This is a genomic window from Streptomyces albiaxialis (genome assembly GCF_039530985.1).
Taxonomy (GTDB): domain Bacteria; phylum Actinomycetota; class Actinomycetes; order Streptomycetales; family Streptomycetaceae; genus Streptomyces; species Streptomyces albiaxialis.
The window spans coordinates 35,922-59,424 of sequence record NZ_BAAAPE010000022.1 but is presented as its reverse complement, the minus strand read 5'-3'; the positions used below and the strand labels follow the sequence as shown (position 1 = coordinate 59,424).

The following is a 23,503-nucleotide window of genomic DNA, read 5'->3' as shown; positions in this document are numbered from 1 at the left end:
GGGAAACAGTGCGATCTGTCTTGCGTACGGCCGTGGGGGCCGTTCTCGCCTCGGGGCTCACGGCGGGGGTCCTCGCGAGCACCGCGGTCGCGGGGGAGCGAGAAGGAGAAGGCCAGACGAAGGCCGCGAAGGGCGTCGAGCGGATCAGCACCGCGCCCGACGGCAAGGAGGGCGACGGTTCCTCGGGCCGCGCCTCGCTCAGCGCCGACGGCCGCTACGCGGCGTTCACCTCCCGGGCCGCGAATCTCGTGGCCGGGGACACCAACGGGGTGGCCGACGTGTTCGTCCGCGACCTGAAGACCGGCAAGACCCAGCGTGTCAGCCTCGGCGCGGGCGGCGCGCAGGCCGACGGCGCCTCCGACGACGCGGCGATCAGCGCCGACGGCCGCCATGTCGCGTTCTCCTCGGAGGCCGGGAACCTCGACGGGGACGCCACGGGCTCCCATGTCTACGTCCGCGACCTGCGGACCGGCACCACCGAGCGGATCAAGGACGACGTCGGCAGCCCCGGCTTCGACCGTTCCGGCAGCCCGGCGCTCAGCGCGGACGGCCGTACGGTCGCGTTCCAGGTCTGGAAGTCCGAGGTCCAGCCGGGCGGCGACGACGGCCGGATCTACGCGCTCGACCGTGACTCGGGCAAGCTCACCCGCGTCAGCCAGGCGCCGAGCGGTGAGAACGACGTCCACGCGGGCATGCGCCCCAGCGTCAGCGCGAACGGCGCCAAGGTCGCCTACCAGTGGGCCGAGACCCAGCGCACGGGGCGCCCCGACTGGAGCGACCTCTACGTCTTCGACCTGCGCGACGGCAAGCGCGTCCAGGCCGATGTGACGCGCACCGGCGCCACGGCCGACGCCCACGCCGAGGGCCCGAGGATCAGCGCCGACGGCCGCTCGGTGACGTACCACTCGCCCGCGACGAACGTGGTCCCGGGCGACACCAACGGCACCCAGAACGTCTTCGTCCGCGACCTCGCCAAGGGCGCCACGAAGATGATCAGCGCCGAGAACAAGGACTGGGCCGTGTACGGGGGCACGCTCAGCCGGGACAACAGCAAGCTGCTGTTCACCGCCGGGGCGCCCGGCGGCGATTCGGAGTCGCACGCCTATCTGCGCGACCTGCGCACCGGCGCGACGAAGCTGGTCAGCGCGGCGACGGACGGCAAGCCCACGAAGTACTCCGCCACCGCGGGTGACGTCGACCGCACCGGCGCGACGGTCACCTTCACCTCGGCCTCGGACGACCTCGTCCCCGGCGACACCTACGACACCACGCACGCCTACGCCCGCCACGCGGACTAGGCGGCGAGCCAGGGGGAGGAGAAGCGATGCGGGTCCGGACAGGGGGAGCCGGGCCCGCATCGTGAGACGGGGGCACGCGGGGTGGGCGTCTTGTGCCAGAATCCGGCCGTGCCCTCGTTCGTCATGATTATTGGCAGCAAGCGCGCCGGTCCGCAGTGACCGTCCGTACGACCCCCGTACGGCACGGCCACCGTGCCCCAGACCCGCGCGCAGACCTCTCGCACCCGCGAGGGGTTTTTTCGTTTTCCGGCCCACCGCAGCCGGGGACGGAGGCGCGAGGGAGGATGGGGGCAAGTGGAGCCGTTACTTCCGGATCCCTCGCCATGCCCAGGAGAGCTCACCGTCATGACCACGGAAAAGCCCGACGACACGTCCCATGACACCCCCGACGACGCCTTCCACGTCTTCGACACCACGCTGCGCGACGGCGCCCAGCGTGAGGGGATCAACCTCACCGTCGCCGACAAGCTGACCATCGCGCGTCACCTGGACGAGTACGGCGTGGGCTTCATCGAGGGCGGCTGGCCGGGCGCCAACCCGCGCGACACCGAGTTCTTCGCCCGCGCCCCCAAGGAGATCGACTTCCGCCACGCGCAGCTCGTCGCCTTCGGCTCGACCCGCAGGGCGGGCGTCCCCGCGCAGATCGACCCACAGGTCAAGGCGCTGGTCGACTCGGGCGCCCCGGTCGTCACGCTTGTCGCCAAGGCGCACGACAAGCACGTCGAGCTGGCGCTGCGCACCACCCTGGAGGAGAACCTCGCGATGATCCGCGAGACCGTCTCCTACCTCCGCGAACAGGGCCGCCGCGTCTTCGTCGACTGCGAGCACTTCTTCGACGGCTACCACGCCAACCCCTCCTACGCGAAGGACGTCGTGCGCACGGCGTACGAGGCGGGCGCCGACGTGGTCGTCCTCTGCGACACGAACGGCGGCATGATCCCGGCCCAGATCCAGGCCGTCGTACGGACCGTGGCCGCCGACACCGGCGCCCGGCTCGGCATCCACGCGCAGGACGACACCGGCTGCGCGGTGGCCAACACCCTCGCCGCCGTCGACGGCGGCGCCACCCACGTCCAGTGCACCGCCAACGGCTACGGGGAGCGCGTCGGCAACGCCAACCTCTTCCCCGTGGTCGCCGCGCTGGAGCTGAAGTACGGCAGGAAGGTGCTGCCCGAGGGCGCGCTGCGGGAGACGACCCGGGTCTCGCACGCCATCGCCGAGGTCGTCAACCTCACCCCCTCCACTCACCAGCCCTACGTCGGCACCTCCGCCTTCGCCCACAAGGGCGGGCTGCACGCCTCCGCGATCAAGATCGACCCGGACCTCTATCAGCACATCGACCCCGAGGCCGTCGGCAACACCATGCGGATGCTCGTCTCCGACATGGCCGGACGCGCCTCGGTCGAGCTGAAGGGCAAGGAGCTGGGGTACGACCTGGGCGGCGACCGCGACCTGGTCGGCCGCATCGTGGAACGGGTCAAGGAGCAGGAGCTCAAGGGATACACGTACGAGGCCGCCGACGCCTCCTTCGAACTGCTGCTCCGCGACGAGGTCCACGGCCGGGCCCCGGGTGGCCAGGCGCCGCGCTTCTTCCGGCTGGAGTCCTGGCGCGCGATCGTCGAACAGCGCCCGGACGGGGCGCAGGTCAACGAGGCGACGGTGAAGCTCTGGGCCAAGGGGGAGCGCGTCGTCGCCACGGGGGAGGGCAACGGCCCCGTGGACGCGCTGGACCGCGCGCTGCGCGCCGGCCTGGAGCGCACCCACCCCGAGCTGGCCAAGCTCGCGCTGGTCGACTACAAAGTCCGCATCCTGGAGGGCGCCCAGGGCACCTCCTCGACCACGCGCGTCCTGGTCGGCATGAGCGACGGCGGCACCGAGTGGACGACGGTCGGCGTCGGCGACAACGTGATCGCCGCCTCCTGGCAGGCGCTGGACGACGGCTACACGTACGGCCTGCTGCGCGCGGGGGCCGAACCCCGCGAGTGAGCGGACGCGGGCTCCGGGGGCGGCTCCGGGACCGGCTCCCGGGCGGGCTCCGGGAGCGCGCGCGGCGCCCGGAGCCCGCGCCCCGTCACTCCGCGATCAGCGGATAGTGGTCGGACATGTTCGTGTACGTGTACTCCTTGCCCCAACTGCTCACGGTCCAGGGCGCGGAGCGCTCGTCGACGACGTGGTTGTTCCAGCCCTCGGGGCGCGCGTGGCCCTCGCGGTGCAGGGCGTAGTCGAGGTCCTCGCTCGGCGAGTCCGGGTAGCGCTCGGCCGCGATCGAGTTGTCCTCCGTGTCGAAGGAGTGGCCGCGGCCGGTGCGGCTGTCGGAGTCCACCAGCCCGGCGTCGGAGAGCATCGAGGCGTGCTCGGAGCCGTGCCGGTCGACGTTGAGGTCGCCCGCGACGAGGACCTGCTCGTCCGCGGGGATCTTCTTGCCGTCCAGGAAGGCGTCCACCTCCTTGAACTGGGCGCTGCGGATCCGCTCCGCCTCCCCGTCCCCGCAGCCGCTGTCGGTGGACTGGGTGTGCGTGCCGACGACGTGGACCTTGGTGCCCTTGACGTCCAGGACCGCGTAGACGAAGCCCTTGTTGGACATGTTGTCGCTGCCGCAGCCCTCCTTGTAGACGTACTGCTCCTTCGTCAGGACCGGCCACTTGCTCAGCAGCGTCACGCCGCCGTCCTCGGGGGTCGTGGCGGAGTACGCGCCGTGCGTGGCGTCCCAGCCGTCCTTCGAACGGCCCACGACCGGGGTCTGGTGCGGGTACTGGCCCGAGGCGTTGGCCTTGAGCGCCTCGGAGGAGGAGTTGTCGAAGGCCTCCTGGAGGACGACGACATCGTTGCCCCGGAACCAGTCCGCCTTCGGTATCTCCTCGGCGCGGTGGTCCTGGCCCCAGTTGGGGTACAGCGTCTTGCTCATCAGGAAGGCGTTGTACGACAGGAGCCGCACGGGCGGCGGCGCCGCTTCCTCGGCCCCGGCGGGCGCGGCGGCCAGCACAGGGGTGGCGGCGAGTGCGGCGGCGACGGCGGTCGCGCACGCGAGACGGGCGGGGCTGCTGCTCACAGAGCTCTCCCGGTGGGGGTGTGGGGGGTGGGCCGCCCCTCATCTAAGCAGCTTGGGTTACTTCGAGGTAACCCCCGAGTTAGAGAGCGCTTGCCAACTTCTGTCGAGAGCATTGTGACGGGATCGTACGCGTGCTACACCAGCGACCAACTCCCGAACCGAATCCACCCGTTGGAGAGGGGCCCGTCGTGACACCGTCAGCATCCTGGAGCCGCAGGGGATTTCTCGCCACGGCGGGAGCAAGCGCTGTCACCACCGCACTGTGGACCGGCACCGGAACCTCGGACGCCGCCGCGGCCGACGACTTCTCCGCGCTCCTGCGGAAGTGGCGCGAGCTGACGCTCGGCACCGGCTTCGACCCGAAGTCCGAGCCGTACAAGGCACGCCTGGCCGAGCTCGGTACCCAGGCGGCGGAGCTGCGCGAGGAGATGAGGCCCGCCGACGACGCCCTCTTCCCCGGCATCCCCTTCGACCCGTCCACGGGCATCACCCAGTCGTACGACCGCCTCTTCACGATGGCCCAGGCGTACGCGCAGCCCGGCACGGGCCTCACCGGCGACGCCGCCCTGCTCAAGGCCCTCACCACCGGTCTCGCGCACGTCCACGACAAGGTCTACAACCCCGGTACCGAGCGCTACGGCAACTGGTGGGACTGGCAGATCGGCGCCCCCCGCGCCCTGCTCGACACCCTCACCCTGCTCCACGACAAGGTCCCGGCCGAGGAGCGGAACGCGTATCTCGCGGCCGTCGACCACTTCCTGCCCGAGTCCGTCTTCGACGAGTACACGGGCACCTCCACCGGCGCCAACCGCGTCGACTTCTGCCGCGTCTACGCGGTGCGCGGCATCCTCGGCGAGAGCGCGGCCAAGATCGCCCTCGCCTCGGAGTCCCTGTCGCCCGTCTTCCCGTACGTCACCAAGGGCGACGGCCTCTACGCCGACGGCTCGTTCATCCAGCACACGTACGTGGCGTACTCCGGCACGTACGGCTATGTGCTGCTCGACGGGCTCGGGCGGCTCTTCTCCCTCCTCGACGGCACCCGGTGGGAGGTCACCGACCCCAACCGGAAGATCATCCTGGACAGCGTGGAGCACGCCTACGCGCCCCTTCTCCACAACGGCCTGATGATGGACAGCGTCAGCGGACGCGGCATCTCGCGCGGCATCCTCAAGGAGGACACCTCGCGGATCCTCCAGAGCGACCACACCCGCGGCCACCAGCTCGCCGCCGCGATCGCCGTCCTCGCGAGCGCCGCCGACCCGGCCCGGCGCACCCGCTGGCACGCCATGGTCCGCGGCTGGATCGACCGGGACACCGCGCTGCCGTTCCTCACCGACCCCCAGTTCGGCGTCGCCGACCTGGCGCGGCTGCACGCCGTCGCCGACGAGGACGGCGCGACCGCGCCCGCACCCGCCGGGCACACCCTCTTCCCCGCCATGGCCCGCTCCGTGCACCACCGCCCCGGCTGGTGCGCCAACCTGTCCCTGGCCTCCTCCCGTATCGCGTACTACGAGTGCGGCAACGGCGAGAATCCGCGCGGCTGGCACACCGGCGACGGGATGCTCTACTGGTGGGGCCCCGAGGAGACCCTCGGCCAGTACAGCGACCACTTCTGGCCGACCGTCGACTGGAAGCGGCTGCCCGGCACCACCGTCTCCACCAAGAAGCTCGCCGACAACGCGGGCGGCGAGTGGGGCGAGGCCCGGCCGGACACGGCGTGGGCGGGCGGCGCGACGGACGGCTCCTTCGCCGCCGTGGGCCAGCACCTCAAGGGGCTGGAGTCCACGCTCACCGCACGCCAGTCCTGGTTCTGCCTCGACGACACCGTCGTCTGCCTCGGCGCCGGGATCACCGGCGCGGACGGCGCCCGCGCCGAGACCGTCTTCGACAACCGGAACCTGGGGGAGAGCGGCACCCACGCCCTCACCGTCGACGGGCGCCCGCAGCCCGGCGACCTCGGCCGGACCCTCACGTTCCGCCGCGCCTCCTGGGCCCATCTCGCCGGGCACGGGGGCTGGGTCTGGCCCGGAGGCACCGCGCTGACCGTACGGCGCGAGGAGCGCACCGGCGCCTGGTCCGACATCAACACCCGCAGTGTCACGGACGGGTTCACCCGTCGCTACCTCACCCTGTGGACCGACCACGGCACCGACCCCGACGGCGCGGAGTACGTCTACCTTTTGATGCCCGGCGCCGGGCGGCGCGCGCTCGCCGCCCGCGCCGCCGACCGCCGCTGGCTCGCCGTCGACGCCAACAGCGCCGCGCGGCAGGGCGTCACCGTCCCCTCCCTCGGGTTCGGCGCGGCCAACTTCTTCGCGCCCGGCACGGTGCGCGGCGCCCTGGGCGCGCTGACCTCCACCGCGCCCGCCAGCGTCCTCGTACGCCTCTCGCGCCCCGGTGGAGGCGCGGGCGGGCGGAGCGGCGGGCGGCCCGGGGCGCGGACGGCCACGCTGTGCGTCGCGGAGCCCGTACGCTCGGGCGGGGAGTTCGAGGTGACCTGGGACCGGGCCGTCGCGGAGGTCCTCTCCGCCGACGAGGGCCTCGACCCGTTGTCGGCCGGCGACAAGCTCCGGCTCCGCGTGACACCGGGTACGGAGGGAGCTACGCTCCGCTGCGAGGTCGCGCTCCGCTGAGTCCTGCCGGATGACGGGCTGTGGGAACCCCACAGCCCCAGGGCGTCTACGTGGGAGATTTCCCTGCTGACGCACGGTGTGGCCGTCGGGTTCTGTCCAGCGCGGCCATGAAACCGGCGCTGAGACTGTACGAATCTGACGACGGCGAACCGGGGCCGGGTTTCGTAGGGTCTATACATGACCGATCTGTCCGAGCCGGCGCCCGAAGAGGCGGAGGAGACCGAGCCCGTCGCGCAGGACGCGCGCGGGCGCGTGGCCGAACTGCACGCGATCCGTGAAGAGGCGTTCCGGGGGCCGAGTGAGCGGGCGACCGAGGCGCAGCATGCGAAGGGGAAGCTGACCGCGCGGGAGCGGATCGAGCTGCTGCTGGACCCGGGCTCGTTCTGCGAGATGGAGACCCTGCGGCGGCACCGCGCCACGGGCTTCGGACTGGAGGCGAAGAAGCCGTACACGGACGGTGTGATCACCGGCTGGGGCACGGTGCACGGGCGGACCGTGTTCGTCTACGCGCACGACTTCCGCATCTTCGGCGGCGCACTGGGCGAGGCCCACGCCCATAAGATCCACAAGCTGATGGACAAGGCGATCGCCGCGGGCGCGCCCCTGGTCTCGCTCAACGACGGGGCGGGCGCGCGCATTCAGGAGGGCGTGGCGGCGCTCGCCGGGTACGGCGGCATCTTCCAGCGCAACACCAAGGCGTCCGGCGTGATCCCGCAGATCTCCGTGATGCTCGGCCCGTGCGCGGGCGGCGCGGCCTACTCGCCGGCGCTGACGGACTTCGTGTTCATGGTCCGTGAGACCTCGCAGATGTTCATCACGGGCCCGGACGTGGTCCAGGCCGTGACGGGCGCCGAGGTCACGCAGAACGGCCTGGGCGGCGCGGACGTCCACGCGGCGACCTCCGGTGTGGCCCACTTCGCCTACGACGACGAGGCCACCTGCCTGGAGGAGGTCCGGTACCTGCTCTCGCTGCTGCCGAGCAACAACCGGGAGAACCCCCCGGTCGAGGTCAGCGAGGACCCGCCGGACCGGCGCGCCGAGGAGCTGCTGGACATCGTCCCGGTGGACGGCAACCGGCCGTACGACATGCGGCAGGTCATCGAGGAGATCGTCGACGACGGCGACTTCCTGGAGGTCCACGAGCGCTGGGCGACGAACATCCTGTGCGCGCTGGCCCGGATGGACGGCCAGGTCGTGGGGATCGTGGCCAACCAGCCGCAGGCGCTGGCCGGGGTGCTGGACATCGAGGCCTCCGAGAAGGCCGCGCGCTTCGTGCAGATGTGCGACGCGTTCAACATCCCGATCGTCACGCTGCTGGACGTGCCCGGCTTCCTGCCCGGCGTGGACCAGGAGCACGGCGGCATCATCCGGCACGGCGCGAAGCTGCTCTACGCGTACTGCAACGCGACGGTGCCCCGCATCTCGGTCGTGCTCAGGAAGGCGTACGGCGGCGCGTACATCGTCATGGACTCGCAGTCCATCGGCGCGGACCTGACCTACGCCTGGCCCACCAACGAGATCGCGGTGATGGGCGCCGAGGGCGCGGCCAATGTGATCTTCCGGCGCCAGATCGCGGCGGCGGACGACCCCGAGGCGATGCGCGTGCGGATGGTCAAGGAGTACAAGGCCGAGCTGATGCATCCCTACTACGCGGCCGAGCGCGGGCTCGTGGACGACGTGATCGACCCGGCCGACACCCGCCAGGTCCTCATCCGGTCCCTGGCGATGCTCCGCGCCAAGCACGCCGATCTGCCGTCGCGCAAGCACGGCAACCCCCCGCAGTAAGGCAGTGCCGCACCGAGGCATTCAGGGCTTCGCAGCGATGGGAGAACGAGAAGTGAGCGAAGTGAGCGAACCCGAGAGCAGTCCGATCCGCGTCGAGAAGGGCTCGGCCAGCGAGGAAGAGCTGGCCGCCGTCACGGCGCTGCTCCTCGCCCGGGCCGCGGCCGGCTCCCGGCACGCCCAGGTGCCCGCGCGCCGTCGGCGCACGACCAAGGCGGGTTGGCGCCGACTGGAGCGCCAGCACGGCTTCCGCGCGCCCCATAGCTGGCAGGGCTAGGGGCGGGCCTGGAGCGGGCCAAGGGCTCAGGGCACAGCAGACGCCTGTGGGGCGGAACCGAGTTCCTCGGTTCCGCCCCACAGGCGTCTGAGCGGCGTATCGTCGGCCCCGCCGGGCAGGGACCGGACTCAGGCCGCCGGTGCGTCCACCAGGACGGTGCGGCGCGGATTGGCGGTCTGTGCGGGGAGCTCGACGCCTCCCGCGGGCTCCTGCTCCGCCACCGCGGCCGTCGTCATCTCGTCGGCGTCGTCGAGATGGGCCAGGGTGGTGCGGCGCGGGTTGGCTATGTTGCGCATGGTCAGGGTGGACTTCACTGGTGCCCGTACCTCGCTCGGCTTGTCGTGCTTGTCACTTCATCACGCTATGTAAATGCCGAGGGTAGGCCCGCTATTCCCTTCCGGGGCGTGATCTAGGCAACGTGCGACGTGTGAGTTTGCTCACGACCTCGGGACGAAAAGCGACATAAGGAATCGTTGAATCCGGTTCCTTAATCGGGCAACTGGGACATTCGTGTGTTTACGCGCTAGCTACTCGCTAGTTGGGCAGCCCAACCACCCGGGTGCCTCGTAGGGAAAAGTCCGGAATTTCAGGGGCACCTTTATACGTCTGGTGAGGGCGCGCATTCGCTCGGTGACCGGCCCGCGTGCGTTCTCCACAGCCCTTGTTGGAGATCCGGCACTGTGCTGGAATTCCACGGACCGCCGCAAGACAAGCAGACCGACGCGCATGCGCAGAGCAGCGCAGCGCGACGGTGATGAGGGGACGCGCCGGTCATTCACGACCGCCCGGGGGGCCTCGTACCCCCATGACTCGATACCGTCCCGCCGTCGCGCGCGGGGGGACGCCTGGTCCAGAGGTTGCGACGCTAGTGCAGGGACGTTTCAAGAGGGATGGCAGCGCTGAGGGGGACCCGGAGCTGCGCGGCTCAGCCGACCGCGGTTCCCCGCCCCAGCGCGCCCAGGACGGCGGGCAGCCCATGAGCGCCCAGGACGCCGGCGCCGCACCGGGCGCGCCCGGCGCGCCCGGCCAGGGCGGCGGAGGCGCGGCGCCCGGGGACCAGAAGGACAAGCCCAAGGGCAAGAAGGGCAAGAGCAAGCCCCCTCTCGGCCCGGACAACACGGGCTCGCGCATGGCCCTGCGCAACTGGCACATCAGCACCCGCCTGGTCTCCCTGCTCGCCCTCCCGGTCATCGCCGCCACCACGCTCGGCGGTCTCCGTATCGGCAACTCGCTCCAGAACGTCGACCAGCTCGACAACATGAAGCGCCTCACCGAGATGACGGAGCAGGCCACCGAGCTGGCAGCGGCGCTCCAGGAGGAGCGCGACCGCTCGGCCGGCCCCCTGGTCAGCACGGGGAACGAGAAGGACGAGCTGGTCGTCACCCCCCGCGAGAAGACCGACCGCGCCATCCAGGCGTTCCGGGAGGCCACCGGGGACATCGACGGCAGCGACAAGGTCATGGCCGGTGTCCAGTCCACCGTCCTGGACATCGCCCGCCAGTTGAACTCGATCAAGAACGTCCGCGAGCGCGCGTACGACAACAAGTCGTACGTCTCCCAGACGGTCAACAGCTACAACCAGCTCATCGAGTCCCTGCTCTCCCTCTCCCAGGACATGGCGCAGGCGACGAGCAACTCGGAGATGATCCAGAGCACCCGTGCCCTGGCCGCGTTCTCCAGCGCCAAGGAGTTCGCCTCCATCCAGCGCGCGATCATCTCCGCGGGCCTGGCCCACCCCGGCCGCCCCGAACTCTCCGAGAGCGACCGGCTCTACGCCCGCACGGCCGCCGACTCCGAGCACGCCGAGCTGAACAGCTTCAGCCAGATCTACGGCGACGGCAGCGCGTCCGAGCTGATCAAGCCGCTCGACAGCGGCGACATCAACATCCGCGAGGCCGACAAGTACCGCGACCGGATGCTCCACAGCCCGGACGCGATCAAGAAGGAGAAGCGGACCTACGTCGACTGGATGGACCAGGACGTAGACAAGATCACCGCGATGGGCAAGATCGAGCAGACCCTGCTCACGCAGATGGAGCAGCAGGCCCGCGAGCTGCGCTCCGACGCCCAGCGCGAGGCGTACATCAGCGGTGCGCTCATCCTCCTCGTCCTCGGCATCTCCCTCGTCGGCGCGTTCGTCGTGGCCCGCTCCATGGTCCGCTCGCTGCGCCGCCTCCAGGACACCGCCCAGGAAGTCGCGCGCAACCGGCTGCCCGAGCTGGTCAAGCAGATGTCCGAGGCCGACCCGCAGGACGTCGACACCTCCGTCGAGTCCGTCGGCGTCCACAGCCGCGACGAGATCGGCAAGGTCGCCGCGGCCTTCGACGACGTGCACCGCGAGGCCGTCCGGCTGGCGGGCGAGCAGGCGCTGCTGCGGGGCAACGTCAACGCGATGTTCACCAACCTCTCGCGCCGCAGCCAGGGCCTGATCCAGCGTCAGCTCTCGCTCATCTCCGAGCTGGAGTCCCGCGAGGCCGACCCGGACCAGCTCTCCTCGCTCTTCAAGCTCGACCACCTCGCCACCCGCATGCGCCGTAACGGTGAGAACCTGCTGGTTCTCGCGGGCGAGGAGCCGGGCCGCCGCTGGACGCGCCCCGTCCCCCTCGTCGACGTGCTCCGCGCCGCGGCCTCCGAGGTGGAGCAGTACGAGCGCATCGAGCTGAACTCCGTGCCCGCCACCGAGGTCGCCGGCCGCGTGGTCAACGACCTCGTGCACCTCCTCGCCGAGCTGCTGGAGAACGCGACCTCGTTCTCCTCGCCCCAGACCAAGGTCAAGGTCACCGGTCACGCGCTGCCCGACGGCCGCGTGCTCATCGAGATCCACGACACGGGCATCGGCCTCTCGCCCGAGGACCTCTCCGCGATCAACGAGCGGCTGGCCAACCCGCCGACGGTGGACGTCTCCGTCTCCCGCCGCATGGGCCTCTTCGTGGTCGGCCGCCTGTCCCTGCGGCACGGCATCCGCATCCAGCTCCGCCCCTCCGACTCGGGCGGCACCACCGCGCTCGTCATGCTCCCCGTCGACGTCGCCCAGGGCGGCGCGCAGGGCGCCAAGGGCAGGCCCGGCGCCCCCGCCGCGGCGCCCTCCGGCTCCGGCGGTCCCGGCGGCGGTCCCCGCCCGCCCAAGGGCGCGGGCCTCGCGGCCGCGCTCCAGCGCGGCCCGCAGAGCGGCGGCCCCGGCATGGGCACGGGCGGTACGGGCGCGGGTGCGGGACGGCTCGGTGCCGTACCGCCGCGCGGCCAGGTCGGCGGCGGCGCCCAGCGCCCCGCGCTCCCCGGCAGCCAGGGCGGCGAAGCCCCGGCCAGCAATCTCTTCGGCGCCCCGGTCCCGCCGCGTCCCGGCGGCCAGGGCCCCGGCGCCCAGGCTCCGGGCGGCCCGATGGCGGGCGGCCCGCCCGCCCCGCCGCTGCCCACGCGCGGCGGCCCCGCGGGCGAACTCCCGGGCGGCCAGGGCCAGCCGGGTCAGCAGGGCCAGGCACCGGGCACCGGCGGCCCCGGCGACACCAGCGAGATACCCCAGATCCCGGCACAGGGCGGCCAGGGCGGTCCGGGCGACACCGGCCAGTTCCCGCAGGTCCAGCCGCAGCAGGGCGGCCAGGGCGGTCCCGGCGACACCGGCCAGTTCGCGCTGCCGCAGCCCGGTACGCCGAGTGAGACCGGTGAGTACGCGCTTCCGCCGCAGGGCGGCCAGGGCGGTCCCGGTGACACGGGCCAGTTCCCGCAGGCGCAGCCGCAGCAGGGCCGTCAGGGCGGTCCCGGCGACACCGGCCAGTTCCCGCTGGCCCAGCCGCAGCAGCCCGGCACCCCGAGCGACACGGGTGAGTACGCGCGCCCGCAGGCCGGAGGCCCCTCCGAGACCGGCGAGTACGCGCTGCCGCAGCCCGGTACGCCGAGTGAGACCGGTGAGTACGCGCTTCCGCCGCAGGGCGGCCAGGGCGGTCCCGGTGACACGGGCCAGTTCCCCCAGGCACAGCCGCAGCAGGGCGGCCAGGGTGGCCAGGGTGGTCCCGGCGACACCGGCCAGTTCGCGCGGCCCGAGTTCTCCGACGTCGGCGTCCCCGGCAGCGCCGCGGGCCGTCCGAGCTGGGCGACGCCCGAGCCGGGCCCCGCCGCCGAGGACGCGCCGCGCGGGCACGACGAGCCGGACACCGGCGAGCACGCCCGCCCCGGATACACCGGCGCCACCAGCGGCGCCCCCGGTCAGCCCGGCCCGACGGGCCAGGACACCGGCGAGACCCCCGCCCCCTCCCCGGCGGACGCCGGCGGCCAGGGCGGCCCGGAGTTCGGCATACCCAGCGGGCCGCCGGCCCCGGCCGACGCCCCGACCCCCATATTCGCGTCCATGGAGTCCAACTGGTTCCGTGGCGCTGATCCCTCGGCACAGGCTCCCGCGCAGGGCAACCCCCCACAGCCCCCACGCCCCGCGCAGACGCCCGAGCCCGAGCAGGCACAGGCTGCGGAGCCCTCTCCGCAGCAGCCCGAGGCGCCCACCCCGCGCCCCGGGCAACCCGCCTCCGCCGTCCCCCCGATGCCGCAGCGCCAGACGGCGCGGAACGCCTCGGAGAACGGCGGGAGCACGAGCACCGACACCGACACGGGTGCCAACTGGGGAGCTTCACCGAACGACGAGCGCTGGCGCCGTGCCGAGCAGGTGCGCCAGCCCGCCGCCGGGGGAGTCACCACGTCGGGCCTGCCGCGTCGTGTGCCCCGCGCCAATCTCGTCGCGGGGACCGCACAGCAGCAGTCGTCCGCACAGTCCGGTCCGCAGGTCTCGCGTGCGCCCGACGACGTACGTGGGCGGCTGACCAATCTCCGCCGTGGTATCCAGCAGGGCCGACAGGCCGGAACGGACGGCCGCGGCATTGGCCCCACTTACCAGCAGGAGCGTTAGTTGAGTCCGATGAGCCAGGCGGCGCAGAATCTGAACTGGTTGATCACCAACTTCGTGGACAACACCCCTGGGGTGTCGCACACGGTGGTGGTCTCCGCCGACGGACTTCTGCTCGCGATGTCCGAGGGCTTCCCGCGTGACCGTGCCGATCAGTTGGCGGCGGTCGCATCGGGGCTGACCTCGCTCACCGCGGGTGCGTCCCGCATCTTCGAGGGCGGGGGGGTCAACCAGACGGTGGTGGAGATGGAGCGGGGGTTCCTCTTCATCATGTCCATCTCGGACGGTTCCTCGCTCGCCGTCCTCGCCCACCCCGAGGCCGACATCGGTCTCGTCGGATACGAGATGGCCCTTCTTGTGGACCGTGCCGGAACCGTACTCACCCCGGACGTCCGCGCGGAACTCCAGGGAAGCATTCTCAACTGATCTTCACGCTCCCCCCACCTGAGCACCATCGTCCGCCCGCCGACCACATGCCTCGCTCGGAGGAGCCATGACCCCGCCGCCCGCCTCGCCCGGCCCGTACGGTGCCCCGAACCACCAAGCGCCGTACGGGGACGAAGGCGACCAGCCGCTGGTGCGCCCGTACGCCATGACGGGCGGTCGCACCCGGCCGCGCTATCAGCTCGCGATCGAGGCCCTGGTGAGCACCAGCGCCGAGCCCGTGCAGCTCCAGGGGCTCCTCCCCGAGCACCAGCGGATCTGCCACCTGTGCCGCGAGGTCAAGTCGGTCGCGGAGGTCTCCGCACTGCTCGCCATCCCGTTGGGGGTAGCCCGGATTCTCGTCGCCGACCTCGCCGAGGCCGGAATGGTGGCCATCCACCAGCCCGGCGGCGGGTCCGAGCCCGGCGGCGCCCCCGATGTGACGCTGCTCGAAAGGGTGCTCAGTGGACTTCGCAAGCTCTAGCCCGCAGAGGGGACCGATGGGCGGCCAGCAGCCCTCCGGTCCCGTAGGGCCGATGGGATCCATGGGACAGATGAGCCAGCAGGGATACGGCATGCCCGCACCGGGGCGTTCGACCACCTCCGCGAAGATCGTCGTCGCGGGCGGCTTCGGCGTGGGCAAGACCACGTTCGTGGGCGCGGTCTCGGAGATCAATCCGCTGCGCACCGAGGCCGTGATGACCTCGGCGTCCGCGGGCATCGACGACCTGACGCACACCGGCGCGAAGTCCACCACCACGGTGGCCATGGACTTCGGCCGCATCACGCTCGACGACGACCTGATCCTGTACCTGTTCGGTACGCCGGGCCAGGACCGCTTCTGGTTCATGTGGGACGACCTGGTGCGCGGCGCGATCGGCGCCGTCGTGCTGGTCGACACCCGCCGTCTGGCCGACTGCTTCCCGGCGGTGGACTACTTCGAGAACAGCGGCCTGCCCTTCGTCATCGCGCTCAACGGCTTCGACGGGCACCAGCCGTACTCTCCGGAGGAGGTCCGCGAGGCCCTGCAGATCGGTCCCGACACCCCCATCATCACCACCGACGCCCGGCACCGCGCCGAGGCCAAGAGCGGATTGATCACCCTCGTCGAGCACGCGCTGCTCGCCCGACTGAAATGATCACGGCGTCGGCGCGGAGACTCCTCACCCGCTCTGCGCCGACCGCTGAATGATGTAGACGGTCCCTGGATCACAGTCGTAGATCGGCTGTGTTCTTCGCCATGTCCGGACTCGCCTTCATAACGTTTCGACAGGCAAAACGCAGCCCTGTGAACACTGGTGGCGAGCGGAACGTCTCGCTCTGCGCACGATTCCCACGTCATTTGGCGCGGCATTGCCCCAATGCCCGTTTTTCCACTGAGGCGTTTCAGCTCCTCGCTTATTCGTCAAGTGTTTGGAAACGGCGGGTCTGACGTGCTGGAATTCCCTGAACTCAGCAGTAGTGACGGCGCAGCGCTGGCGACGGGGAACCGAGCGCCGAGAGGTGAGAAGTCGAGTGAGGCGAAGCAAGGCGGGCTCCGCACCGCAGGATCGGGCTCAGGCGCGGGGGAACTTCACGCCGCCCTCGCGCGGCAACGCGCCCGCGGGGACCGCGGCCCCTCCGACAGGAACGTCCCCCGCGCAGGGCCAGGGCGGCAGCCGGATGAAGGTACGCAACTGGCGGGTGCCCACCCGGCTCAACGCGATCCTGCTCATACCCGTGCTCGTCGCGCTCGTCTTCGGCGGGTTCAAGGTCGAATCGGACTTCGCGACCTGGCAGGACGCGGAGGAGGCCCAGCGCACCGCGGAACTCGTCGAGTCGGCGGCGGACTACGGCCACGCGCTCATCGACGAGCGTGACCGCACCGCGGCCCCGCTGCTCCGGGGCGACAAGAACGACTCCGAGGTCAGCAGCTCCCGCAACGCCACGGACCAGGCGGCCAAGGACTTCAAGAAGGCCGTCGACAACATGCCGGACGAGCCCGGCCTCGAACGCCGGCTCGACGCCTTCAAGAAGGTCGAGCCCCGCCTCCCCGTACTCCGCCAGGGCGCCTACACCAAGGACCTGCCCGGCGTGAAGACCGAAGAGGGCTACGTCACCATCCAGCACCCGCTGATGGAGTTCGCCAACGAGCTGGGCCTCGGCACCGGCAACGTCACCTCTTACGGCCGCACCGTCTACGCCATCTCGCTCGCCAAGGCCGCCGGCTCCCTCCAGCGCGCGCTCGGCGCTCACCTGCTGACCAAGCCCGGCCCTTCCGATCAGGCCAAGCAGCAGCAGCTCACCGCGCTGGCCTCCTACGCCTACCTGGAGCGGATCGCCCTCGGCGAGTACGTGTCCGGCGGCCGGACCCAGGACGTGAAGCTGCTCAGGGACGAGCAGGGCAAGGCCAAGGCCGCGGGCCGCAAGCAGATCGCGCAGGCCAAGCAGGAGGCCGCGGCGAAGAACGAGAAGTTCGTGCCGCCGCCCACGATGGAGAAGATGGTCAAGGCCATCGGCAGCGGCGCGAGCCCGGCCCAGCTCAAGGCCAAGGGCATCACCGAGAAGAGCTGGTTCGCGGCCTCGACCGCGACATTCGACGCGTACCGCGCCGTCGAGACGGACCTCGCCCGGCACGCCGTCGACGAGACCAACCAGATCGCCTCCGACGCCCGCCGCGACGCGATCGTCAACTCCGCGATCGTGCTGGTCGCGCTCCTGTTCGCGTTCGTCATCGCGGGCCGGATGGCGCGCTCGATGAGCCGCAGCATGCGCACCCTGCGCGGCGCCGCGTTCGACGTCGCCGAGCAGCGGCTGCCGATGCTGGTCGACCAGCTCTCGCGCACGGAGCCGGGCCGCGTGGACACCCGCGTCCAGCCCATCCCGATCACCAGCCGCGACGAGATCGGCGAGGTCGCCCGCGCCTTCGACCAGGTGCACCGGGAGGCCGTCCGGCTGGCCGCCGAGCAGGCCCTGCTCCGCGGCAACGTCAACGCGATCTTCACCAACCTCTCCCGCCGCAACCAGGGCCTCATCGAGCGCCAGCTCGAACTGGTCACGGACATGGAGAACAACGAGGCCGACCCGGACCAGCTCGAAAGCCTCTTCCGGATGGACCACCTCGCCACGCGCATGCGCCGCAACGGCGAGAACCTGCTGGTCCTCGCGGGCGAGGAGCCCGGAAGGCGCTGGACCGAGCCCGTCCCCCTCGTCGACATCCTGCGCGCCGCCGCCTCCGAGGTGGAGCACTACGAGCGGATCGAGATCTCCGGCGTCCCGGAGACCGAGATCCACGGCCAGGTCGTGAACGACCTCGTGCACCTCCTCGCCGAGCTGCTGGAGAACGCGACCTCGTTCTCCTCGCCGCAGACCAAGGTGCGGGTGCGGGCCACACGTATGCCCGACGGCCGGATGATGATCGAGATCCACGACAAGGGCATCGGCCTCACCGCCGAGGACTTCGCGGACATCAACCACAAGCTGGCCAACCCGCCGACCGTGGACGCCTCGGTCTCCCAGCGCATGGGCCTCTTCGTGGTCGGCCGCCTCGCCGACCGGCACGGCATCCGCGTCCAGCTCCGCCCCTCCGGCGAGCAGGCGGGCACCACCTCGCTGGTGATGCTGCCCGACGCCATCACCCATGGCGGCGGCGGCTCGGAGCACGGGGACGGCGGCGAGGAGGACTTCACCGTCTCCCGGATCGTCCCCGAGCAGCAGCCCGGCATCCCGCAGCAGCCCGCGTTCGACGCGCAGGCGCGGTCCGCCGCCGAGCTGGGATTCGACGACTCCCGCTACGGCGCCGAGGGCGCGCCCGGTTCCGCACCGGCGCTCGGACCGGTCGAGCGCTCCCTGCGGCGCGAGGAGCGGCGCGCGGCGCTGGAAGCGCACCAAGGCGAGCCGGGGGACCAGGGGCAGCAGGACCCGCAGGGGCCCCTGGGGCTCCAGCCCGGCGCCGCCCGCCCGCAGCTCCCCACGCGCCAGCCCTACGACCAGGCGCCGTACGGCCAGCAGGATCCGTACCCGCCGCAGCAGTACGACCAGGGGCAGCAGTACGACCCCCAGGCGCATTCCCAGGGACTCGCTCAGCCGCAGGTCCCGCCGTACGGGCAGCATCAGATCCAGCCAGATCAGCAGCCTGCCCAGCCACCGGCGCAGCCGCCGTACGACCCCCAGCAGTACGCCCCGCAGCAGCCCGTACAGCCGTACGAGGCGCAGCCCGCGATGCCCCAACAGGCCCCGCAGGAAGGGCAGTACGTCGCTAACGATACGGAAGCGGAATCTGCTCCCGACGTTCCGAACTCCGGTCTGGACCGCGTAGGCTTCGACCGTCCGGGTCCCCTCCCGAGCAGGATCAACTCGACGACCGACGCGGGGCTTCCGCGCCGTGAGCCGGGGCGTTCACAGCTCGATGGGGGCTCGGCCGCGCAGCACATGGCCCACCCCGAATCTCCGGCCCTCCTGTCGCAGCAGCCTCAGCAGCAGCCGTCGCAGGACGAAACCGGAACCCACCGGCGGTCGCCGAACGACGAACGCTGGGACAAGGCGGGCCAGTTGCGCGACCCGCAGGCCGGCGGCGTCACCACTTCCGGCCTGCCGCGGCGGGTGCCCCGGGCCAACCTGGTCGAGGGCGCCGCGGAGGAGAGCCCGCAGGGCGGCCCCTCGGTCTCCCGCGCGCCGGAGGACGTGCGCGGCAGACTGAGCAACCTGCACCGTGGTGTCCGACGCGGACGCACAGCGGGCGACGCCAACGAGAATGACCGACAGGGCTTCGGCCCCGGCAGCACCTACGATCAGGAGCGTTAGTGTGAGCCCGATGAGCCAGGCGGCGCAGAACCTGAACTGGTTGATCACCAACTTCGTGGACAACACCCCTGGGGTGTCGCACACGGTGGTGGTCTCCGCCGACGGACTTCTGCTCGCGATGTCCGAGGGCTTCCCGCGTGACCGTGCCGATCAGTTGGCGGCGGTCGCATCGGGGCTGACCTCGCTCACCGCGGGTGCGTCCCGCATCTTCGAGGGCGGGGGGGTCAACCAGACGGTCGTGGAGATGGAGCGGGGGTTCCTCTTCATCATGTCCATCTCGGACGGTTCCTCGCTCGCCGTCCTCGCCCACCCCGAGGCCGACATCGGTCTCGTCGGATACGAGATGGCCCTCCTCGTCGACCGCGCGGGTTCGGTCCTGACGCCGGATCTGCGCGCGGAACTGCAAGGCAGCCTTCTCAACTAGGACGTGGGAAGCCGACAGGCAGTGCGCATTGCGTCTCCGCGCCATAAAGTGCGGGGACGCGGTGCCGAGCAGGAGCGTTGAAGCAGCAGGGACAGTCCCGAAGGAAGACGCAACGGCCCGAACGTCCGTAGTGCGAGGAGGAAACGTGGCAACGCCCCCAGGAGGTCCGTCGTCGTACGGAAGCGGTCATGAGGGTTCCGGCGGAGACGCCCCGCTCCTCAATCGCTTCAACTTCCCCTCCACGCCCAGCGAGTACGCGCAGTCGCAGCAGTCCCGGACGCCGCAGCAGCCTCAGCCGCCGCAGTACCAGCCTCAGCACCACCAGAACCAGAATCAGCACCACCAGCACCAGCACCAGAATCAGCACCAGGACCAGCGCCGGCAGCAGGCCCCGCGCATCCAGCCCGTGCAGCCTCCGCAGCGGGGCGCGGGCGGCGGCGGGCACCGGCCGGGCGACCAGCAGCGGTCGCCGCAGCCGGCGCAGCAGCCGCTGGTCAGGCCCTATGCCATGACGGGTGGCCGGACCCGTCCCCGCTACCAGCTCGCGATCGAGGCACTGGTGCACACCTCGGCCGATCCCGCGCAGCTCCAGGGCCAACTGCCCGAGCACCAGCGGATCTGCCGCCTGTGCTACGAGATCAAGTCGGTAGCCGAGATCTCCGCACTCCTGACCATTCCGCTCGGCGTCGCCCGGATCCTCGTCGCCGACCTGGCCGAAGCCGGTCTCGTCGCCATCCACCAGCCCGGTGGCGGCGAACAGAGCGCGGACGGCCAGCCAGACGTGACACTGCTCGAAAGGGTGCTCAGTGGACTTCGCAAGCTCTAGCGGCGGGACCGTTGGAGGTTCGGCCCGATCCACCACGTCCGCGAAGATCGTGGTGGCCGGCGGCTTCGGCGTGGGCAAGACCACGTTCGTGGGCGCGGTCTCGGAGATCAATCCGCTGCGCACCGAGGCCGTGATGACCTCGGCGTCCGCGGGCATCGACGACCTGACGCACACCGCGGACAAGACCACCACCACGGTGGCCATGGACTTCGGCCGTATCACCCTGGACCAGGACCTGATCCTGTACCTGTTCGGCACGCCGGGCCAGGACCGCTTCTGGTTCATGTGGGACGACCTGGTGCGCGGCGCGATCGGCGCGGTGGTCCTCGTGGACACCCGCCGTCTCGCGGACTGCTTCCCGGCGGTGGACTACTTCGAGAACAGCGGCCTGCCCTTCGTCATCGCGCTCAACGGCTTCGACGGGCACCAGCCGTACTCCCCGGAGGAGGTCCGCGAGGCCCTGCAGATCGGCCCGGACGCGCCCATCATCACCACCGACGCCCGGCACAGAGCCGACGCCAAGAGCGCGCTGATCACCCTGGTCGAGCATGCCCTGATGGCCCGGCTGCGCTGACCCGCACCGGGATCCGGACCCGTCCCCACCCCCTGCTCCGGCACGGGCGGGGCGGGCCTTGGCGCGTGGCATAGGCTGGAGCACCGACCCCTCAAGCCACGCCACCGAAGGAAACACCCCGTGCGCATCGCCAGATTCTCCCTGGACGGCAACGTCGGATTCGGCGTAGTGGAAGGCGACGCCGGTACGGAGGGCGGGCCCGTCCTCGACATCATCAAGGGCCACCCCTTCGCCGACTTCGAACGCTCGGGCCAGAAGCTGCCCCTCAGCCAGGTGCGCCTGCTTCCGCCCGTGCTCCCGAACAAGGTCGTCGCCATCGGCAGGAACTACGCCGAGCACGCCAAGGAGCTGGGCAACGAGGTCCCCGAGACCCCGGTGACGTTCTTCAAGCCGTCCACCTCGGTCATCGGCCCCGGCGACCCGGTCGTCTACCCCTCCTTCTCCTCCGAGGTGCACTACGAGGCGGAGCTGGCCGTCGTCATCGGCCGGCTGTGCAAGGACGTGCCCCGCGAGCGCGTGAAGGACGTCATCCTCGGCTACACCTGCGCGAACGACATCACCGCGCGTGACGTCCAGCGCACGGAGAAGCAGTGGGCGCGGGCCAAGGGCTTCGACTCCTCCTGCCCCCTCGGCCCCTGGACCGAGACCGAGCTGGACCCCTCCGACCTCGGCATCATGTGCACGGTCAACGGCGAGCAGCGGCAGCTCGGCCGCACCGCCGAGATGGTCCGCTCCATCGAGGACGTCATCGTCCACATCACCGAGGCCATGACGCTGCTCCCGGGCGACGTCATCCTCACCGGCACCCCCGCGGGCGTCGGCCCCCTGAACGTCGGCGACGAGGTCGCCGTCACCATCGAAGGCATCGGCACTCTCACCAACAAGGTGATCAAGCGTGACTACTGAGTCCTCCCGGGGGACAACCCCCGTACCCCCGGCCGGAAGGACCGACGCGGCAAGCCCTGTACGCGTACGTTTCTGTCCCTCCCCGACCGGCAACCCCCACGTGGGCATGGTCCGCACCGCGCTCTTCAACTGGGCGTACGCGCGGCACACCGGCGGCACCCTGGTCTTCCGCATCGAGGACACCGACGCGGCCCGCGACTCCGAGGAGTCCTACGAGCAGCTCCTCGACGCGATGAGCTGGCTCGGCCTCGACTGGGACGAGGGCCCCCAGGTGGGCGGCCCGCACGCCCCGTACCGGCAGTCCGAGCGGATGGAGGTCTACGCGGACGTCGCCCGGAAGCTCCAGGAGGGCGGGTACGCCTACCCCTGCTACTGCACCGCGCAGGAGCTGGAGGAGCGCCGCGAGCGCGCACGCGAGGAGGGCCGCCCCTCGGGGTACGACGGCACGTGCCGCTCCCTCACCGCCGAGCAGATCGCCGCGTACGAGGCGGAGGGCCGCAGCCACGTCGTGCGCTTCCGGATGCCGGACGAGGCGATCACGTTCGAGGACCTGGTGCGCGGCGAGATCACCTTCCAGCCGGAGAACGTCTCCGACTACGGCATCCTGCGTGCCAACGGCGCCCCGCTCTACACGCTGGTCAACCCGGTCGACGACGCGCTGATGGAGATCACGCACGTGCTGCGCGGCGAGGACCTGCTCTCCTCCACCCCGCGCCAGATCGCGCTCTACAAGGCGCTGATCGACCTCGGCCTGGCCAAGGAGATCCCGGCCTTCGGCCACCTGCCGTACGTGATGGGGGAGGGCAACAAGAAGCTCTCCAAGCGCGACCCGCAGTCCTCGCTGAACATGTACAGGGAGCAGGGCTTCCTGCGCGAGGGCCTGCTCAACTACCTCTCGCTGCTGGGCTGGTCGCTCTCCGAGGACCGCGACATCTTCTCCATGGACGAGATGGTCGCCGCCTTCGACATCCACGACGTCAACGGCAACCCGGCGCGCTTCGACCTGAAGAAGTGCGAGGCCATCAACGCCACGCATCTGCGCGAGCTGCCGCTGAAGGACTTCATCGCCCGCTGCGCCCCCTGGCTGAAGGCTCCGTACGCCCCGTGGCCGGAGGAGAACTTCGACCAGGCGGCCTTCGAGGAGCTGGCCCCGCTGGCGCAGACACGGCTGACGGTCCTCTCGGACATCACCGACAACGTCGACTTCCTCTTCCTCGACGAGCCGGCCGAGGACGAGAAGTCCTGGCAGAAGGCGATGAAGGAGGGCTCCGACGCGCTGCTGCGCACGGCCCGCGCCAAGCTGGAGGCGGCCGACTGGTCGTCCCCCGAGGCCCTCAAGGACGCGGTCCTGGCGGCGGGCGAGGAGCACGGGCTGAAGCTCGGCAAGGCCCAGGCCCCGGTCCGGGTCGCCGTGACGGGCCGCACGGTCGGTCTGCCGCTCTTCGAGTCGCTCCAGGTCCTGGGCAAGGACCGCACGCTCTCCCGTATCGACGCGGCGCTGGCCAGGCTCACCGCATGATCACGGACCTGCCCGGGAGCCCCGCTCCCGGGCAGAACCCGTTTTGGAGCACCGTCTCCCATCGGGTAATGTTCTTCCTGTCGCCGCGAGGGGACGGGCCGAAAAGCCCGGACCGACCGGCG

The 23,503-nt window shown here is 71.2% G+C and carries 17 protein-coding genes; 15 read left to right on the top strand and 2 right to left on the bottom strand.

The window, feature by feature from the left end; all coding sequences use genetic code 11:
* The first annotated feature begins 8 nt into the window (after positions 1-8).
* Together ABD343_RS35225 and cimA are read left to right on the top strand one after the other, a co-directional pair.
* Entirely contained in the window at positions 9-1,298 is a 1,290-nt protein-coding gene (locus ABD343_RS35225; protein WP_344534216.1) for a TolB family protein, read from the top strand.
* 345 nt (positions 1,299-1,643) lie between these two features.
* Positions 1,644-3,284, top strand: a complete 1,641-nt coding sequence (gene cimA, locus ABD343_RS35220; RefSeq protein ID WP_344534215.1) for a citramalate synthase — start codon at positions 1,644-1,646, stop codon at positions 3,282-3,284.
* Between the two features lie 85 nt (positions 3,285-3,369).
* On the opposite strand, the gene sph is transcribed toward cimA, so the two are convergent.
* Positions 3,370-4,347, bottom strand: a complete 978-nt coding sequence (gene sph / locus ABD343_RS35215) for a sphingomyelin phosphodiesterase (protein ID WP_344534214.1) — start codon at positions 4,345-4,347, stop codon at positions 3,370-3,372.
* A gap of 188 nt (positions 4,348-4,535) precedes the next feature.
* Here sph and ABD343_RS35210 point away from each other — a divergent pair, with 188 nt between their 5' ends.
* From ABD343_RS35210 to ABD343_RS35200, 3 genes are all read left to right on the top strand, one after another.
* On the top strand, positions 4,536-6,980 hold the full coding sequence (locus tag ABD343_RS35210) for a polysaccharide lyase 8 family protein (RefSeq protein ID WP_344534213.1): 2,445 nt from the start codon (positions 4,536-4,538) through the stop codon (positions 6,978-6,980).
* Positions 6,981-7,157: 177 nt separating this feature from the next.
* Positions 7,158-8,765 carry an acyl-CoA carboxylase subunit beta gene (locus ABD343_RS35205; RefSeq protein WP_344534212.1) on the top strand — a complete coding sequence of 536 codons (1,608 nt, stop codon included), beginning with the start codon at positions 7,158-7,160 and terminating at the stop codon, positions 8,763-8,765.
* A 61-nt stretch (positions 8,766-8,826) separates the two neighbouring features.
* Positions 8,827-9,039 (top strand): acyl-CoA carboxylase epsilon subunit, encoded by a 213-nt coding sequence (locus ABD343_RS35200; RefSeq protein ID WP_425578355.1) that lies wholly within the window; start codon positions 8,827-8,829, stop codon positions 9,037-9,039.
* A gap of 128 nt (positions 9,040-9,167) precedes the next feature.
* Here the strand turns inward: ABD343_RS35200 and ABD343_RS35195 are convergent, their stop codons facing one another.
* Positions 9,168-9,353: a hypothetical protein gene (locus tag ABD343_RS35195; protein ID WP_344534210.1), complete on the bottom strand. Its 186-nt coding sequence runs from the start codon at positions 9,351-9,353 to the stop codon at positions 9,168-9,170.
* A 554-nt stretch (positions 9,354-9,907) separates the two neighbouring features.
* Between ABD343_RS35195 and ABD343_RS35190 the strand changes: the two genes are divergently transcribed.
* The 10 genes from ABD343_RS35190 to gltX all read left to right on the top strand — a co-directional run bounded on the left by ABD343_RS35190 (position 9,908) and on the right by gltX (position 23,381).
* Positions 9,908-13,930, top strand: coding sequence for a sensor histidine kinase (locus tag ABD343_RS35190; RefSeq protein ID WP_344534209.1), 4,023 nt, complete (start codon positions 9,908-9,910; stop codon positions 13,928-13,930).
* Positions 13,931-13,939: 9 nt separating this feature from the next.
* A complete protein-coding gene (locus ABD343_RS35185; RefSeq protein ID WP_344534485.1) occupies positions 13,940-14,353 on the top strand; it encodes a roadblock/LC7 domain-containing protein in 414 nt (137 codons plus the stop codon).
* 67 nt (positions 14,354-14,420) lie between these two features.
* Positions 14,421-14,834 carry a DUF742 domain-containing protein gene (locus tag ABD343_RS35180; RefSeq protein WP_344534208.1) on the top strand — a complete coding sequence of 138 codons (414 nt, stop codon included), beginning with the start codon at positions 14,421-14,423 and terminating at the stop codon, positions 14,832-14,834.
* A gap of 70 nt (positions 14,835-14,904) precedes the next feature.
* On the top strand, positions 14,905-15,489 hold the full coding sequence (locus ABD343_RS35175) for a GTP-binding protein (RefSeq protein WP_344534484.1): 585 nt from the start codon (positions 14,905-14,907) through the stop codon (positions 15,487-15,489).
* 376 nt (positions 15,490-15,865) lie between these two features.
* The gene (locus tag ABD343_RS35170) at positions 15,866-19,132 is read left to right on the top strand and encodes a sensor histidine kinase (protein ID WP_425578354.1); all 3,267 of its coding nucleotides are present in this window, start codon (positions 15,866-15,868) and stop codon (positions 19,130-19,132) included.
* Positions 19,133-19,142: 10 nt separating this feature from the next.
* A complete protein-coding gene (locus ABD343_RS35165; RefSeq protein ID WP_344534483.1) occupies positions 19,143-19,556 on the top strand; it encodes a roadblock/LC7 domain-containing protein in 414 nt (137 codons plus the stop codon).
* 145 nt (positions 19,557-19,701) lie between these two features.
* Positions 19,702-20,382: a DUF742 domain-containing protein gene (locus ABD343_RS35160; RefSeq protein ID WP_344534206.1), complete on the top strand. Its 681-nt coding sequence runs from the start codon at positions 19,702-19,704 to the stop codon at positions 20,380-20,382.
* Complete coding sequence (locus tag ABD343_RS35155; protein ID WP_344534205.1) at positions 20,363-20,956, top strand: GTP-binding protein; 594 nt, start codon at positions 20,363-20,365, stop codon at positions 20,954-20,956. Before ABD343_RS35160 ends, ABD343_RS35155 begins: the two co-directional genes overlap by 20 nt.
* A gap of 120 nt (positions 20,957-21,076) precedes the next feature.
* Entirely contained in the window at positions 21,077-21,862 is a 786-nt protein-coding gene (locus ABD343_RS35150; RefSeq protein ID WP_344534204.1) for a fumarylacetoacetate hydrolase family protein, read from the top strand.
* Entirely contained in the window at positions 21,852-23,381 is a 1,530-nt protein-coding gene (gene gltX, locus ABD343_RS35145; RefSeq protein ID WP_344534203.1) for a glutamate--tRNA ligase, read from the top strand. Before ABD343_RS35150 ends, gltX begins: the two co-directional genes overlap by 11 nt.
* Positions 23,382-23,503: the final 122 nt, after the last annotated feature.

Bases quoted from the DNA above. Each gene is read 5' to 3' on its own strand.
- ABD343_RS35165 (WP_344534483.1), top strand. From the start codon at position 19,143: ATGAGCCAGGCGGCGCAGAACCTGAACTGGTTGATCACCAACTTCGTG.
- ABD343_RS35205 (WP_344534212.1), top strand. From the start codon at position 7,158: ATGACCGATCTGTCCGAGCCGGCGCCCGAAGAGGCGGAGGAGACCGAG.
- ABD343_RS35180 (WP_344534208.1), top strand. From the start codon at position 14,421: ATGACCCCGCCGCCCGCCTCGCCCGGCCCGTACGGTGCCCCGAACCAC.
- ABD343_RS35185 (WP_344534485.1), top strand. From the start codon at position 13,940: ATGAGCCAGGCGGCGCAGAATCTGAACTGGTTGATCACCAACTTCGTG.
- ABD343_RS35175 (WP_344534484.1), top strand. From the start codon at position 14,905: ATGAGCCAGCAGGGATACGGCATGCCCGCACCGGGGCGTTCGACCACC.
- cimA (WP_344534215.1), top strand. From the start codon at position 1,644: ATGACCACGGAAAAGCCCGACGACACGTCCCATGACACCCCCGACGAC.